Origin of the sequence: Ferrovum myxofaciens, from assembly GCF_013181415.1 — a bacterium.
In the GTDB taxonomy this organism is placed as follows: Bacteria; Pseudomonadota; Gammaproteobacteria; order Burkholderiales; family Ferrovaceae; genus Ferrovum; species Ferrovum myxofaciens.
Map to the genome: position 1 here is coordinate 2,477,768 of NZ_CP053676.1, position 15,352 is coordinate 2,493,119.

Consider the following 15,352-nt stretch of genomic DNA (forward strand, 5'->3'; position numbering starts at 1 on the left):
GGTTTAAGCCTTTACGGTAAAGACCCGGAAGAGCCGATCTTTCAGAGGAAAGAGGGTCAAATCCCCCCACACCACGGCACGCTCCTGGGCGTGGGCATGAATCACGGCAGGGGAACGAATCACAATGGCCGAGTGACTGAATGTCCGCCCATAACGAAACAGCAGGAAATCTCCCGGTTCGGGAGAGGTGAAGATTTCTTGGGCATAGGGCGCAATGGTCTCGAGGTAGCGCTCCTCTGAATGGTGCAAATGCCAGTCCACCGGATAGGGCCGGGGATCAATGAAGGGGACCACCCCGGCGGCACTATAAACACGGGCCAGAAACATGGCGCAGTCCACTCCATGATTTTTGATATCGGCCCCATGGTGATAGGGAGTGGCGACCCAGGTCCGGGCTTCACGCACAACGGCTTGTCTTTGTTCAGGGGTCATAGGGCAAGGGTAGCAGAAGGAATGTAAGGATACGAGCGATTGTGGGCGGTATTGTTAAAACGGTTCTGGCAGGTCAAATAAGTTTTGTCACAGCCGGGGTAGGCAAAGAACAAATCCCCGGCGACTGGCATCCAGGGCAGGGGCAGGTGGAGCATCAACTGATTACCAGTGGCCAGTTTGATGGTGCGCGAGAGCCCCATGTTGGGGCCCGAGGTAAACGAAATCATGCCCTGCCAGTAATAGCCGGAAGTCGCCCCGCTCCAATTGAGGGTGTTGACCGTGGAACCTGCTCCCACCTGTCCGCTCACCTGATAGGCGGCTTTGGACAGTTTGCATCCCGCATCGAAGAGGGTGTGCAGGCAGGAGGTTTGCCAACTGTTGCGCGGCATGGGTTGATTGAGCAGGCTGAGATAACTTTTCACCTTGAGTTGGCACTGGGTCGTGGTGAGGGAATCGATGGTGGAGACGATGCCATCGAACAGGATGACCGAACCCACCGGAGGCGAATTCCAGTCCGGGGCAAACACCCGTTCCCGACGAATTTCGGCATTATCCAGCAGTCCATTGGCAATCTCATCGAACCACGGCTGTCCGTTGATGAGTTGATCGCGGGTGGCGCTGATCGAGAGGCTTTGCTCATCCACTGAGAGACCCACGGATTTTTTGAATTGCAGCCCCTCGATGGCAAGGGAATAGGGGTCATAGAAGGTGTTATTCCACCACACGGGGCGGTCGATATTGGTGACATTGATCGTCTGCCCGGTGCGGGCCAGGGTGAGGGTAAAGAGATCGGCCATCACGAATTGCCGGGTGGCGAGTAAAACTTTGAGGGCGTTGGCACCTAATCCAGACCCGGAGAGCAGAGCCTTGCCCTGTATCGCCCCAGCGCCTGTCACGAACCGCCGGGCCAATCCCACTCCGGAGAGTTGTGCCTGTCCCGCAATGCTGCCGTGGTAACCTGCCTGACTGACACCGCTCAAGGTGGCTTTGCCCTGGACGCTCCCCGTCGATGATGCCAGAGCGTGACCCACCCCAGTCACAGTGGCGTTGGCCACAAGGGTGGCGAGCGCAGGCTTTGCTGCGACACCTGAACCGGACAGGATTGCTCGCCCCGTGATCGTGCCGTGCCAACCGGCAACGCTGACCCCACTGAGGGCAGACTGACCGGCAATGTTCCCTTGAGATCGCGTGATTTCGGAACTGATGCCGGAAACGACGGCTTTGCCCAGAATAGATCCGGCTCCAGTGGCCACGGTGCCAGAGGAGCCGGTGGAGAACGAGAACGAGGTTCCATTCCCCGCCGGAGGGGTATAGCCGCTGACCGTAAAATCAAAGTTGGCGGCATTCCCGAGTGCAGGCGTATAGGACATCGCTACACCGGGGTCAGGTTATCGAGAATAAGCGCATTGTCATTGGGCGTATCAAAGGCCACGGCATAGACCTGAGTGCGCCCCATCCCGGAAATCGAATAAGCCCCGGTGGTCGGGTCGGAGACAGCCTCCCCCAACAGCCAGCCCGATTGCTCGTCATAGAGCCGAACGATCTGGACAGCGGCAACCCCATTATTTTGAACGGTGCCGGAGATGTGGCCGCTGCCTCCCAACTGGCCATTTCCAAAGGGCGCATATTGGCTGGGGCCGTTGGCTCCTGCACTCATCGCGTCACTGACAAATTGCCCCAGGTTAACGGTTGAGCCCACTGTGGTGAGATCCACGCTCACAAACCCGGCAGGAGGCGTATAAGCAAAGGGCCCCGTAAAGTTGGCCACCCCCGTGGGGTCAGAGGAAACCACCTGCGCACCGAAGGCGGGGTACAGGCTGCTGAAGGCCGACATTCCTGACAGACTGATCCCACCCACCCCGGTTGCTGGATTATTGGCGGCGGCATTATTCCAGTTGCCCCCGTTCACATTGAACCAGATGAGCCGATTCGCAAGATCCACGGCGACCTGCACCACATTACCCTGGGCATAGGGCTGTAAGGTTGCCACAATTGCATTGTTGAGCAGAACACTGCCATTTTGCTCGAAACCGATGCCGTTGCTGTCAACGCCGAGCAGGGTGGTTCCTGTGATATTGAAGCTGCCAGTGCAAACCCCCAGGGACATGGAGGAGGGGAGTTGGCTGACCGTGACTTCCCAATAGGAAAGCGCACTGGTCAGTTGTCGGTTGGCCCGGATGTTGCCGGTGCCTGCATAGGTGAAGGCCATCAGGCCCCCGCCGATGATCAGACTTCCGTCCGAGAAACCCACCGCGCCATGATTGTTGGCATCCCAGAGCGTTTTGCCGATGCTGGGGGCTCCGGCAGGTGTCCACAGTTGGACATTGAGCATTACGGCTCCCTGCGCATCCATGCTCCCGTTGAAGGTGATGGATTGGACCCCGGCAGTGGTATTGGGGATCTCATGGATCGCGCCATTGTGATAATTGCCGGTATTCTGCCAGGTGGTGGGGGAGAGCAGGGTCCAGCCGGTGGGGACGGTGGAAACACCCACCCCGTTATCCCAGGCCAGTGCCAGCAGATTCAGGCCATTGGGATCCGCATTGGCAGTCAGTGGGGCAGTAGTCACAGTGGTGCCCGTCCCTACGCAGGCATTGGCCAGTACATTGAGATTGGAAGCGGCTCCACTGATCTCGAAGACCGCGAGATTGCCCCAGTCATTCATGCCGGAAACCGTGAAAGTCGTACCCATCCCCGCCGTGACCGGGCCAATCCAGCATTGGGTGCCCTGGTAACTGTTGAAATTCCCCTGGTCGATTTCAGCCAGCGCCAGTGCGGGCGAGAGACTCAGACTGGCATTGCGCCCGACATAAATCACGAGAATCTGATTTCCGAGCGTGGGTACTGCCGCCAGGGTCGCGGTGGTGGGGCTGCCATTGTTGCGCGCAAAGGCGCTTTGAACCAGAGCAAGAGCCATGGCTCAACTCCAGGTGGAAGAGGTTTCCACCATCACCTGCCCGGCCCACCCGGTGTTGTTGGTCCCGCCGAGAATATTCTGGGCCAGGAAACTTTTGCCGGCAAGATTACCGGTTCCGGTGAAGGTGTCGTGATGATTGAGCGGCGTGTTGTGCAATGGTGCCCACAGGCCCTTCAAATAGCCCCGGATCGAGCCATTGTGCCCAATCCAGAGGGGACTCAGGTAAAGACCGCCATCAGGTCCGTTGGGGTAATTCATCTGCAGGCCGCCCATGTTGGGAATACCGCCCCCGAGGGAGGATTGGCTGTTGCCATTGAGATACATGGAGGAACCTGCCCCCACGCCAGAATTCACCACACCTCCGCCATTGTTGGTGAAGTTCAGGGTAAATTTGGACACCGGCACAGAGCCACCCACGCCTGTCCAACTGCGATCCATGTAGTGCCCTGCCATGGTGGAACCGCTGAGGAGCCAGGTACCAGAATTTTGTGGCAAGCCACCAAAATTCTCGAAGGCGCTGTTGCCGTTGTTCTGGACATTGCGCCCGATCAGGATGGTGCGATACGCATCACTGGATTTGAACGAGAAGATGTCCCCAAAGGCAATGGCCATGGGACCAAAGGGATTCAAGTAATCCCCGCTGACGGTGAAGAGGTAAAAGCAGGTTTGATCCGCCACCAGAGTCCAGGGCCGTGGGGTGGTGTCAGCGGTCGTGCTTTTGCGACAGGTCACCGCGCCCATCCCTAGGGCGCACTGGGCGCTCGTGGGGAACTGACCGGTACCCGTCCCTAACCCCGTAGGCGCTTCAAATCCGGTGAGATAGGCTTCCTCTGGAGTGGAACCTGACACTGTGGCGGAATCATCCACGAAGAGCGAATTGCCGGTTCCCAAGGTGGTCGACATCTTGTAGACCCGCTGATTGGTCCCCGTATAAGCGATGGTCCAGCCAGCTCCGGCCTTGGTTCCGTAACCATTCATGAGGCAGGCATCGAGCAAGGCCACGAGCGAGCCCACAGCACCGGTGAGCACCGGGGCTGAAGCATCGGTGCTCTGATACAGGGTGACAGTGGTGGTCATGATCAGGATTCCGTGGCGGTGGAGGATGTAGTGAGTTCCGGCGTCACCCCGTTGGACACTACGATGCCGGGCGTAATGGCACCGGAGTACAGCAGCGTGCCAACCCCGGTGGCAGCCACCCCAATTCCCCAAAAGGTTTCGGTTTCCGAGCCAGCGGTCGCCGCAGGAAAAACGATGGTAGCGGCAGAGATGATTTCCGGGTGGGTGGCGCAGACCTGCCGGGCAATATCACGGGGCCTGGCAAAGCCCACGGCTTTGAAGGCCTGTACAATTTCAGCGCGCACGGCTTCCCGCAATTGGGTGAGATCAGGATTACGCATGGCTTTGGCTCCAGAGTTGGTTCAGTTGATTGAGGAAAGGCACTGCGTGAGCCAGCCAGGCGGTGACATTCTGTTGTTGATAGGCCGGGATCGAGGCGAAAGCCTCAATCGGTGGGAACGGCAGGGTGCCAAGGGGTTCGAGCCCTTCGCGCAGGACGAGCCAGCGCTCGAAGCGGGCGTTCTCTTCGGGGTCCCCCGGCGCCGTGTGGTAGCGACCATCGGAAGCCAGCACCATCAACCCTGGATCACCCGCGATGGCGATACGACGTGCCTCGGATGGCGTGGGGAGATCGGGAGTGTCAGCCTTGATGGCATAGACCACGGCACACTGTTCGATACCGGTGAGTTTCTTCTCCTCGGCAACCTTGTCAAAGATGCGTACCGCCGAAGTACCAATCACACCGGCGTCGTGGATGCGACTTCGCACCTCACGGGCGATGGAGCGGATTTCGTCAGGGGTGCGACGTACGATTTCCTGCTGTGTCGATTCCGGTAGACGCGCGACAGCGGCTGCGGCCGAGACGGAGATATCGCCTTGCTCTACGGCGCTGGCGAGTTCTGGAATCCCGCTGGTCTGAACTGTTCGCGCATTACGTAAACTACGTTCCGAAACATTGAGCAGATCAGCCGCAGCGCCTTGCCGGAGCGTTGGTATCGGCAAATTTGCCGATACCACATGCTGGTTCCCATGGAAGTGACCCCGTTCAATACTTGCCAGTTTGGCGGCGACCATCGCCCGCTGACTCTCGGACAGATGCCGACGACGCAGATTGAGGCTGATCACGAGGGCGTTCAGATCAGCGTTTTCAGCGACCTGTATGAACTGCGGCTCGACTCCGGCAACAAGACAGGCGCGGTAGCGATGCCGACCATCGATGATGGCCTTGCCCATCACATGAATCGGCTCCCGTAAGCCGTTCTGCGCAATGTCGGCCACCAGCGCCTCAAACTCGATTTCTGGTAGTTCCGGGAAAAGTGCGCTCACTGGATGAAATTCCATTTCGTTCATCATGCATCCTCCCCTATGAGCGCGAGCCGAAAGGACGCTTTGATGGGTTTGATGGTGCGGGTCTGAGCGAACTGTTCTTCGGGTACCTCGTAAGTCACGCGGAGTGGACCGTCAGAAAAATGGACCACGCCGAAGCCACGGTTGGATTTTTTGAGAGCTTCACGACCTTTTTCTCCAAACCGTTGCTCCAGGGCGGCATCAAGGGTTTCATGGGCGCGTTCGACCCAGGTCGTCAGTTCGGCCAGAGAAACATGGAGTTCCTGCAAGTGATGATGAGATAAATTGGCGATCTGTTCGACAGACAGATCCTGCATTTCCAAGTGGGGTATCACGATTTTGTTCATGTCATTCCCCTCAGGCAAAAGCCCGTTCGGAGGTCGAGCGGTAGAGGACGCGTTGTTCCCAGTCAAGGATTCCGCCCTGGCCATCCAGAGGGTAGGCGACCTTCTTGGAGAACTTGGCAAACAGAGGGCCCCGATCACCAAGGCTGCGCCATCTCTGGAGCGTCTTGGGGGACAGACCCCAGCGATTGGCGAGTTCATGCTCGCTCAAGTAGCGGCGCCCGGTATTCACCTCGGGCATGGAAATGGGTTTCGGTATCACCTTTTTCTCCTTTGAAGAAGTTGAGTTGGTGATACGAATACTGGAGCACAGGTCAGGGAAAACCGGCGGGATTCCCGGCGGGAAATCTGTAGTTTGCGGTTTTTGATGCCCGGAATGACGCTGCCCCGCACAAGGCGAGGCAGGGAGGATGTCAGAGGAAGGGGAGGGAAGTTATCGTTTCAGCCAGTAAAACCCGAAGTCATTCCATTCGACGGTGCGTTGAAACCCCTCCATCTGGCGTGGATTGTGACGGAAAATTTCCGCCGGGTTTTTCTGTGAGGAGTTGATGTCCTCCATGATGGAATCTTTGTGGCACTTGCCACCCTGGGCTGCATGGAGGTAAGAGAACACCGCTCCCTGATGAATGCTGAACTCATATTCCTCGCCGTCGAGCACCGCCAGCCGGAAATTCTCGAAGAAAACCGTACTGGCATCATGATCACGCAGATGAGCGGGCTTGAGGCACCAGTCCCATCGGTTTTTGTCCAGTTCCAACTTCCCACTGCGCAAATGGACGATCTCGGCCAGATGGACATAGGGCGAGGAGAGGTCGCTCACCAGCGCCAGGGATTTAGAGGTGGTACTGATGATCACAGCAGTATCGCGTTCAACTTTCTCGACCAGTGCAGCGCGAAATGCTTGATTGGTAGCGTGATCCGAGAGCCGTCGAGCAAGCAGGATGCGCCACACTTTCTGGTTCTGCCTGTGGTCGCCCACTTTCCATAAGGTGCCGGGTACCAATTCTTCGGAAGTTTGCCTTGAGGCAATCCCGAGGGCCAATCGCAACTGCACAAGAAGCCACTCCGGATCAGCTGACCACGCCTTCAGGGAGGCATTCGTGATGGGAATATATCCGCATTCAGGACACAGGCCTTGAAGCATTTTGTCCATCCTGCGGGGTTCGATGTCGTGTTCGCCACACCACGGGCATAGGGCCAATGGCGCATCCTGGGTGGCCTTGATCAGGCCGTACTCCCTCAATGCCAGAAATGCATCCCGATCCGAGGTATCAAGGGAATCTTCCACGATTTTTCCATCAGGCTCTTCCAGCGTACTGACCAGCATGGACAGCGCCCGTGGAGCGACAGGTCTCATGGCATGACATTCATTGGTGGTCTGGACTCGATTTTATGCGCATCCACCAAACCCCACTCCACAAGAAGCGGTTCGATCAAATGACGTTCTGCCTCTGAGAACTTGTGCAGATTGGCTTGCCCCTTGCGGTTGAACCGCAGCGGGAGGGTTTTCTTGTTCGCGCCCCTGCGCCCTACCTCGGGATAAAAAGGCAGTTCGATCAGCGCGCCGACGATCTGCCATTGGCGTTTCAGAGGTTTGTCAGCCGGGTAGGCGGTCTTGAGCAGTTTTTCCGCCGAGGCGCGATTCCCTCGCCCCATGACCTCGAAGGTGCTGCGCAGCCCTGAGCCCATATCAAGGACGGCAATGCTTTTGAGACGAGGCTGTTCGATACCGATGGTTTCGCGATCGAATATGTCCACACCATCCAGCAGCGAATCCAGGTGGTAAACCTGGCGGTTTATTTGCAACGCGCCACCTTTTTTCTTGAGGCCGTGTTCGGTGAATGCCTCGACCAGAACCTTCTGTGCTTCAGCGCCCCCAGGAGCGACAGTTTCAGTGCGTCCCGTGGCCAGGTGGAAGTTGAGCACCGAAGTGCGGGAAAGGATCAACGGACCGCGACGAAGAGTTCCATGTTCCCAACGGGCACGATTGCAAGCGTGGTCGGAAAAGTCGATGACCAGGAGGATACTGCCCTCGATGTGTCGAGGGACGACGTAAGGTTTGTGGTGGCGGCCGTAGCCGAACCGCTTGAGGTAGAAGGTCGAAACGGTTGCCGAGATGGCGTTTAGCGAGTCCTGGTCAAGTTTCAGGTCTGGACAGGCCGGCAGAGTCCAGCGTTGAGATGAATCCCGAGCCAGCCCTTCATCGAACAAGCGCGCAACGATGGCCTCATTGAATTTACCCGGAATATTCACATAGAGCCAAAGTGCCCGCTCCTCCGGTGACTCCAGGTTCTGGAAGGCATTCGCGATTTCGGGATCGGCGCTGCACACACCCATCATCTGGCGCGAGCCAGCGTCATCGGCGAGTTGTGCCACCTGCTCGATAGCGGCGATCAGGTCGTCTCGAACGGCGGTGTCGGGGTGGGCTTCGATGGCGTCAGCGAGAACTGCTGCCAGCGCCGGTTCATCTGCCGACCAATCTACTGTGTCCCTGGCATCAAAGACATGCTCGGCCAGAAAATCTCGCATCAGGTCGGTGTTGAGGGGGAGATTGCGCAGAAAACCACGAAAATTTACCATCGGTCAGTTCCTGTTTCTTGCGCCAGGTAGTGTCGGCAACGGCCCCCAATGGTGGTTGCGGCGGCGGGTCCCAAGCTTGGGTTAGTCAAAGAGCCGCCTTGCATCGTAAATGTCTTAAGTAAGACACGGGTACAACAACAGAGAACTCTCGAATAATTTTACACTTCTCATTGTTCGTGTCAACCACCATTAACCCTATAGTTCTCAATTGTGGTATTTTGTGGAAATCAGTGTGTTTTACTCCCTCAAGTGAGAAAACTATGAGCGAAATCTGTGCGTTGACCCATAAGAAATGCAAGCCCTGCGAAGGAGGCATCCCCCCGCTGCCGCAAAGCGAGATCAACACGTTAATGAAACAGCTTGACGGCTGGGTGCAGCACGACCAAACCATTGGAAAATCCTTTGAGTTCAAGAACTATTACCAGACCATGGCGTTCGTTAATGCGGTGGCATGGTTGGCACATCGCGAAGATCATCACCCGGACATGACGGTGAGTTATAACAAGTGCCATGTGGCATTTACGACGCACGCCATCAATGGGCTATCGGAAAATGATTTCATCTGCGCCGCCAAGGTGAATGCCTTAATAACATGACAGCCAGGAGATAAAACAGTGAATACCCCGTTCGGCAATCGGTTGCGTCGGTTGCGTCAGGAACGAAAATTGACGATGGAGCAACTGGCAGAGGCCGTGGGCGTTTCAAAAAGTTATATCTGGACCCTGGAAAACAACCCTGAACAGCGTACCCAGCGTACCTCGGCCACCGTAATGAACAATCTTGCCAAGGCTCTGGGCATTACCCTTCAGGACTTACTGGGTGAAGCACCATCTGAAGCGTTGGGCGGAGAGGCCAATCCGGAGGATGTGATGTTTTTCCGGAATTACATGAACATGGATGCAGAAGATCGGGAAACCTATCGGCAGATGCTGGAGTTTTTCAGGAAGCAAAAAGACAAGTGAGTTGGAATGACAAGACCATGGACATGACTGGGGCAAAAGAGGCCATTAAAATTTCCCGCTGGATTGAGCCCTGGGGGGATGCCCGGTTTCCTGTGGATGTCGACGCGATGGCAAAAAACTGTCATTTGAATTATGGCCGTAACGATCCGATTACCCGGATCCATGGTGCTGCCTGGAAGGGGATTGATGGTTTCCTGCAAAGAAATCCGGATAATTCCAGGGAGTGGTGGCTGACTTACAACATCAATGCAACACCAGAACGACAACGCTTCACGAAAGCGCATGAGATTGGGCACTACATTCTGCATTCTCAGAAGCAGGATGAATTCCGCTGTGGTCCCGGTGTCATTCTTGAAAAGGACACCGGCGATACCAACATTGAGGCCCAAGCCAATCAGTTTGCAAGCTACCTGCTCATGCCTGCAAACCATGTCCGTTCCCGAATCGAAAAAACTCCAATTACCTTCACCCTGATCAGCGAGTTGGCTGAGTTTTATGGGGTGTCGTTCGAGGCCATGTGTATCCGCGTCATCGAGATTACATCTGAACGGGCAGTGTTCGTCTACTGGGACAACGGGATGATGCGGCGTTGGTCTCGGAGCGAGTCGGCCAAAAGGCAACGCTTGTGGATTGAGTCTTCGCTGGATGAGCCGATGAAACCGTTCCCAGGCACTCTCGCGGCAAACAGTTCCGTTCGTCAATGTTCTGATGGGGAGATGGTTCAGGCCAATCTGTGGTTCAAAAATGCCACGGAAGGTGAAATGCTCCGTGAAATGAAACACACCTCGGACACCTTTGAGCGGGTGCTGTCGCTACTTATTGTTCCCGAGTTCGATCCGCGCTCACGCCATGATCTGCTTTCTGGCTCTGGTGTTGTACCGGGTACTCCGAATGCGCCTTAAGGCCAGGAACAGCCCCTATTTCCCGAACCGGATGCTGGAAGTGGTACGCAGAATTCAGTATCATCAGGTCACACTCCATCGCAAACAATCAGCCAGAGGGCTTACCACCCTGACATCTGAACAAAAGGATCTATTCGACACGGTCAATCTGCCAAAACCCTCAAAAATCGTGTTGTAGTGCCAATTTTTAACATGTATATCGTTCAAATACAATCGGTTACGCAAAAAAGTGTCGAACTCGGGCTAACGAACACATAAAAGGAAACAGAAATGTGCGGATACTGTATTGAAGCGTTTGCCTTGGACGTTTTGCAAGTGGATGTTGAAGATAAAGAACCGGCTCAGCACCTTCATGCGATCAGGATGCGACTCCAAGAAGAAAAGGACCTGCCAAAGGGCTTGAGATACATACCCGAATCTTTATTAACAGATATTGGGATGGGCCTGACGGTGATATGTCGAGCCATCGAGATACTTATTAAAGAAGGATTTGCTTCGGCGCAATATCAAGCACTGCTAGTGGACCCCGCTTTCAAAGTGCTAATTACCACGGCATGTAATTTTTCTCAGTCGCGCATATTAACGCCTGAACAGGATATTGCGCCTATGCAGAAATTAAGGTGGCTGTATGATAGCAATATCTATTTTATAGTGGGAGGCTTTGCGGAATGTGATCATGTGGCCAACAGACAGGCTTGTACGGAAATATTAGAATTATACAAATCAGACGTTTTAGGCCCGGAAAATCAATTGCATCAGAATCCTGAAATAATCGAGAACAATACCAACTTCCCTATGGGAAGAAGGCACGATGAAAATCCTAATCAGCAAATCAATTTATCGGGCAGCGATTTTGCTTTGGTGTGGTATTCATTTTTGCATGCGACACGCCACGGTTATTGCCCTTCACTATCGTGGTATATCGTTACCCACGAACCAAAAGTTGCGCAGCTCCCTTTTGCATTTGAGTTGTGGTTACAACGCCGAGCTTCGTCAATCCATTATGACCAATATGGGATTACGCCATTCGTGCAATCCTGTTTATCCGTTCGGGAAGGGGTATTTAAATTTCTGGCATTAGATAAAATCAGGAATAAAAGTGATCAACATATCATGTTTGACTGTTTTGCCGAACACGGAATACTGGAACAGTATGAAGCTAAAGAATGGCACTGGACAACAGACAATGCCTAGTCTGTTTTGGTTTGGAATTGTGAATAGGGTAGTTTTTGATTATGCGGCATTGTTTTCATTCAACACATGCTCGGTTTATTGAAGAAGGCAAGGGTACCTCATCTCGCCCACTGCCGAGATTATTCAAAATTGCACTTCATCCTAGAATCCAAGAAACACCCTTTACTCAGAGGCATGAAAAATGGATCTGAAATTATTAAACGGCACAAAACTAGTAAACGGCATAAAACTAAATAAAAAAGGCCTATTAATCAATAATGGTGGTTGCCCGGTGCATTTGCGACAAGGTGACATGGATGGTGCATGTGGGCCTTATTGTATAGCAATGGCTTTGCTCACATTAGGCAGATTAGAACGCGATCATATAAAACCCGTAAAAAAAATCGATTACCGAACACATCAGGGCAAATTCTTTAAGACAATTGGTACTTTTGACCCCATGGTTATTTCCGGTACTTCAGGTGGTAAATTGTTAAAATTACTCGAAGCCCATAACTTGGCAGAGGGTACCATGATATCCGGTACCGACAACGACAAAAAGTTATTTCCCGAAATCACACGCGCATTACAAGAAAACCATCCGGTGGCAATAGATATAAAGAGCAGCAATGATGTCGTAGATCATTGGACTCTGGCAATAGGGTTTAATGATACCCACCTCTTTTTGCTTGACCCTGGATATGAATTACAGACCTCGAAATTCTGGAATGCAACCTTATCAAAAATCCCAACCCCAACAGAAAAAGACTTTGCCTATCGTTATGCCAATCCTTCGGATTGTTCTGATGTACAAATTAATACGATGATTGAAGTGCAATAAGGCGGAAATCGAAGCTGAGCTGGCGTAAAATTCAACATGGACAGAGTGTTGTTTGTGTTTACGGATTGCTGGTAGCGGCGTCCCTCCGGTGTCAGGGAAAGCATAATTTTGATTAACACCTCTCGATTACTCCGAAACATGATTGTCTGACCCCATCCGGGCGATATTATTCCTGACGGTTTAACAATTCGGATGGTACCCAAAATGACTGTCATACCTACTCCACCAGAACTCATGTCGGCGCGAGCGCGTGCCCAGGAGGTCGCTTCCATCATTGCGGCAGTGATTGCCAGACTGGATTCCACCCGACCGCGAGAGAGCGATATTTGTCTTGGCTTCTCGGCCCCCAAGCGCCTTCATATGACTCCGTCTCAACCAGGAGGAGAGAAAAAATGAAGGCCCAAAATCGAACCGTGTCGACCAGAGTGGCAGAGTTGCCGAAACTGGCGATGAAAGAATTGTGGTCGCTGTGGGACCAGTATTTTCCGCGCCGACCCAGTCATCACAACCGGAGTTATGTTGAAGGCCGGGTTGCCTACAAGATTCAGGAGGAGGCGTTCGGCGGCATCAAACCTGAGGTACGCCAGCAACTTCTGCGTATTGGCGAGTCCCAATCCAGGATGAAAGTTCGCAAGACCAGCGATATTCGCATTGTGCCTGGCACAGTATTCATGCGGGAGTTTGACAACCGGGAGCACAGGGTCATGGCTTTGGCCGATGGGGCATTCGAATACGAGGGACAGCGTTTCAAGAGTCTGTCGGCGACTGCTCGCCATATTACGGGCACCCAGTGGTCGGGACCGGTGTTCTTTGGTTTGGTGAAAACCGAGCGGAGGGCAAAATGAATATCCTGGCCTCCAAGAAACGCTGTGCGGTCTACACCCGGGTTTCCACCGACGAGCGCCTGGATCAATCGTTCAATTCCCTGGATGCCCAGCGGGAAGCGGGCCAGGCTTATATTGTCAGCCAGCGCGCCGAAGGGTGGCTGGCAGTTCCCGACGACTATGACGATGGCGGTTATTCCGGTGGCAACATGGAGCGGCCAGCCTTGAAGCGCATCATGGATGACATCCTGTCGGATCGGGTGGACATTGTGGTGGTTTACAAAATTGACCGGCTTACCCGCAGTCTGGCTGATTTTGCCCGGTTGGTGGAGATTTTTGAGCGCCACAAGGTGTCATTCGTTTCGGTGACCCAGCAGTTCAACACCACGACTTCCATGGGCCGGTTGATGTTGAACATCCTGCTGTCCTTTGCCCAGTTCGAGCGCGAGGTGACTGGGGAGCGCATCCGGGACAAGATTGCCGCCTCCAAGCGCAAGGGGATGTGGATGGGGGGATACCCGCCACTGGGCTACGATGTGCGAGATCGGCATCTGATTATTAACGATGCCGAGGCAGCAACGATGAGACGCATCTTTCAGCGGTTCTCTGAAGTGCGCTCGGCCACCGCACTCTGTCGTGAACTCGCTCTGGACGGAATCACCACCAAGATGTGGAAAACAGCCGATGGGAATGTCAGAAATGGCACGCCGATGGATAAAAAGTACCTGGCCAAGGCTTTGCGCAATCCCATCTATGTTGGCGAGATTCGTCACAAGGGGGTGGTGCATACCGGCCAGCACGAGCCGATTATCACCCGGCAATTATGGGACCGGGTGCAGGCGATTCTTGCGGAGGATGCCAGCGAACGGATGGGGAAAACCCAGACGAGGGGAAAGACGGATGCCCTGTTGCGCGGTCTGCTGTATGGTGCAAACGGGGAGAAGTACCACATTACTTTCTCGAAGAAGCCGTCCGGCAAGAAGTACCGTTATTACATTCCCAAGGCAGATCAGCGATACGGTAGCGGGACCAGCGCCACCGGGATGATTCCTGCGGACCAGATCGAGGAGATTGTCGTGAACATGCTTATTCAGGCATTGCAATCGCCTGAATCGGTCCAGGGGGTATGGAAACAGGTGCGATTGCTCTATCCCGAGATCGGGGAGCCGACGGTGGTGCTGGCCATGCGGCGTTTGGGTGAGGTCTGGAAGCAATTATTTCCGCAGGAACAGGTACGTCTGGTCAATCTTCTGGTTGAACGGGTCCAGTTGCTCTCTGACGGCATCGATATCGTCTGGCGCGAGGTGGGCTGGAAGGAACTGGCGGGCGAACTCGCACCGGATAGCATTGGGGGTGAAATGATGGAAATGGAGGTGACGGCATGAACCGGTCGTCCAAGAAACTCGTTCGAGATGGGAAGGCGCATGAACGCTGCCACCCGCTGGAAGGCGGTGGCGTCAGGATCACCACATTTGTGCCCCTTCATTTCAAGAAGCGTGGCATCAAGAAAGTGATCGTTGGGCCGGAGGGGGTGGATGAGCCGGTGGCCATCCACCCATCGGCATTTGCAATTCTCCCGATTCAGGACCCTACGCTACTGAAGGCTCTTGCGTTGGCATACTACTGGGGCAAGCAAATCGATGATGGCGTAGTGACAGACGCGGGTGAAATCGCTCGGCGGGAGCAAATGGATGTAACGCGGGTCAGGGAAATTCTGAGGCTCGTGATCATCGACCCTCAAACAGCCAGCGCAATTTTTGAGGGAAGGCAACCCCGCACCTTGTCGCTTGAGTTCCTGGTGCGTAAAAGTCTGCCGCTGGACTGGGAGTTACAACGTCAGAGGATTGCTGAAAATGGGGACTGATATATGAGCGCGATCAATTTATTGGAGGGTTGTTTGGGCGTTTTTTGCTTCCACTGCTCCCGAGCGTTAAGCGGAATGTTTGGTTTTCCTGCCCGTTTTCCTTGAGTACC

Annotated in this window: 19 protein-coding genes and 1 pseudogene; 10 read left to right on the forward strand and 10 right to left on the reverse strand. The window is 54.4% G+C overall.

Annotated features, from left to right (window positions below; all coding sequences use genetic code 11):
* Nucleotides 1-3 precede the first annotated feature (3 nt).
* From HO274_RS12260 to HO274_RS12305, 10 genes are all read right to left on the reverse strand, one after another.
* Nucleotides 4-432 (reverse strand): NlpC/P60 family protein, encoded by a 429-nt coding sequence (locus HO274_RS12260; protein ID WP_273120060.1) that lies wholly within the window; start codon nucleotides 430-432, stop codon nucleotides 4-6.
* A complete protein-coding gene (locus HO274_RS12265) occupies nucleotides 429-1,802 on the reverse strand; it encodes a DUF2163 domain-containing protein (protein ID WP_273120062.1) in 1,374 nt (457 codons plus the stop codon). Before HO274_RS12265 ends, HO274_RS12260 begins: the two co-directional genes overlap by 4 nt.
* Nucleotides 1,803-1,804: 2 nt before the next feature.
* Complete coding sequence (locus HO274_RS12270) at nucleotides 1,805-3,349, reverse strand: SPRY domain-containing protein (protein WP_273120065.1); 1,545 nt, start codon at nucleotides 3,347-3,349, stop codon at nucleotides 1,805-1,807.
* Between the two features lie 3 nt (nucleotides 3,350-3,352).
* Entirely contained in the window at nucleotides 3,353-4,426 is a 1,074-nt protein-coding gene (locus HO274_RS12275; protein ID WP_273120068.1) for a hypothetical protein, read from the reverse strand.
* Between the two features lie 2 nt (nucleotides 4,427-4,428).
* Nucleotides 4,429-4,746, reverse strand: coding sequence for a hypothetical protein (locus tag HO274_RS12280; RefSeq protein WP_273120069.1), 318 nt, complete (start codon nucleotides 4,744-4,746; stop codon nucleotides 4,429-4,431).
* Nucleotides 4,739-5,758, reverse strand: a complete 1,020-nt coding sequence (locus HO274_RS12285) for a ParB/RepB/Spo0J family partition protein (RefSeq protein ID WP_273120074.1) — start codon at nucleotides 5,756-5,758, stop codon at nucleotides 4,739-4,741. Before HO274_RS12285 ends, HO274_RS12280 begins: the two co-directional genes overlap by 8 nt.
* The gene (locus HO274_RS12290; RefSeq protein WP_273120076.1) at nucleotides 5,755-6,099 is read right to left on the reverse strand and encodes a hypothetical protein; all 345 of its coding nucleotides are present in this window, start codon (nucleotides 6,097-6,099) and stop codon (nucleotides 5,755-5,757) included. Before HO274_RS12290 ends, HO274_RS12285 begins: the two co-directional genes overlap by 4 nt.
* A gap of 10 nt (nucleotides 6,100-6,109) precedes the next feature.
* On the reverse strand, nucleotides 6,110-6,358 hold the full coding sequence (locus tag HO274_RS12295; RefSeq protein WP_273120078.1) for a DNA-binding protein: 249 nt from the start codon (nucleotides 6,356-6,358) through the stop codon (nucleotides 6,110-6,112).
* A 171-nt stretch (nucleotides 6,359-6,529) separates the two neighbouring features.
* Nucleotides 6,530-7,453, reverse strand: coding sequence for a hypothetical protein (locus HO274_RS12300; protein ID WP_273120081.1), 924 nt, complete (start codon nucleotides 7,451-7,453; stop codon nucleotides 6,530-6,532).
* The gene (locus HO274_RS12305; RefSeq protein WP_273120083.1) at nucleotides 7,450-8,676 is read right to left on the reverse strand and encodes a hypothetical protein; all 1,227 of its coding nucleotides are present in this window, start codon (nucleotides 8,674-8,676) and stop codon (nucleotides 7,450-7,452) included. Before HO274_RS12305 ends, HO274_RS12300 begins: the two co-directional genes overlap by 4 nt.
* A gap of 260 nt (nucleotides 8,677-8,936) precedes the next feature.
* Here HO274_RS12305 and HO274_RS12310 point away from each other — a divergent pair, with 260 nt between their 5' ends.
* From HO274_RS12310 to HO274_RS12355, 10 genes and pseudogenes are all read left to right on the forward strand, one after another.
* Nucleotides 8,937-9,272, forward strand: a complete 336-nt coding sequence (locus tag HO274_RS12310) for a 4a-hydroxytetrahydrobiopterin dehydratase (RefSeq protein WP_273120086.1) — start codon at nucleotides 8,937-8,939, stop codon at nucleotides 9,270-9,272.
* 18 nt (nucleotides 9,273-9,290) lie between these two features.
* Nucleotides 9,291-9,638 (forward strand): helix-turn-helix domain-containing protein, encoded by a 348-nt coding sequence (locus HO274_RS12315; protein ID WP_273120089.1) that lies wholly within the window; start codon nucleotides 9,291-9,293, stop codon nucleotides 9,636-9,638.
* A 107-nt stretch (nucleotides 9,639-9,745) separates the two neighbouring features.
* A complete protein-coding gene (locus tag HO274_RS12320) occupies nucleotides 9,746-10,540 on the forward strand; it encodes an ImmA/IrrE family metallo-endopeptidase (protein ID WP_273122315.1) in 795 nt (264 codons plus the stop codon).
* Nucleotides 10,464-10,718, forward strand: a pseudogene (locus tag HO274_RS12325) (IS1634 family transposase); the annotation flags it as partial. The gene HO274_RS12320 and the pseudogene HO274_RS12325, both read left to right, overlap by 77 nt.
* Nucleotides 10,719-10,810: 92 nt before the next feature.
* Nucleotides 10,811-11,734 carry a hypothetical protein gene (locus HO274_RS12330; RefSeq protein ID WP_273120092.1) on the forward strand — a complete coding sequence of 308 codons (924 nt, stop codon included), beginning with the start codon at nucleotides 10,811-10,813 and terminating at the stop codon, nucleotides 11,732-11,734.
* Between the two features lie 181 nt (nucleotides 11,735-11,915).
* Nucleotides 11,916-12,554, forward strand: a complete 639-nt coding sequence (locus HO274_RS12335) for a hypothetical protein (RefSeq protein WP_273120095.1) — start codon at nucleotides 11,916-11,918, stop codon at nucleotides 12,552-12,554.
* Between the two features lie 204 nt (nucleotides 12,555-12,758).
* Nucleotides 12,759-12,950 carry a hypothetical protein gene (locus HO274_RS12340; protein WP_273120098.1) on the forward strand — a complete coding sequence of 64 codons (192 nt, stop codon included), beginning with the start codon at nucleotides 12,759-12,761 and terminating at the stop codon, nucleotides 12,948-12,950.
* On the forward strand, nucleotides 12,947-13,399 hold the full coding sequence (locus HO274_RS12345) for a DUF2924 domain-containing protein (protein WP_273120100.1): 453 nt from the start codon (nucleotides 12,947-12,949) through the stop codon (nucleotides 13,397-13,399). The genes HO274_RS12340 and HO274_RS12345 overlap by 4 nt, the downstream gene beginning before the upstream one ends.
* Nucleotides 13,396-14,763 (forward strand): recombinase family protein, encoded by a 1,368-nt coding sequence (locus HO274_RS12350; RefSeq protein WP_273120102.1) that lies wholly within the window; start codon nucleotides 13,396-13,398, stop codon nucleotides 14,761-14,763. The genes HO274_RS12345 and HO274_RS12350 overlap by 4 nt, the downstream gene beginning before the upstream one ends.
* Nucleotides 14,760-15,242: a hypothetical protein gene (locus tag HO274_RS12355; RefSeq protein WP_273120104.1), complete on the forward strand. Its 483-nt coding sequence runs from the start codon at nucleotides 14,760-14,762 to the stop codon at nucleotides 15,240-15,242. The genes HO274_RS12350 and HO274_RS12355 overlap by 4 nt, the downstream gene beginning before the upstream one ends.
* Nucleotides 15,243-15,352 lie beyond the last annotated feature (110 nt).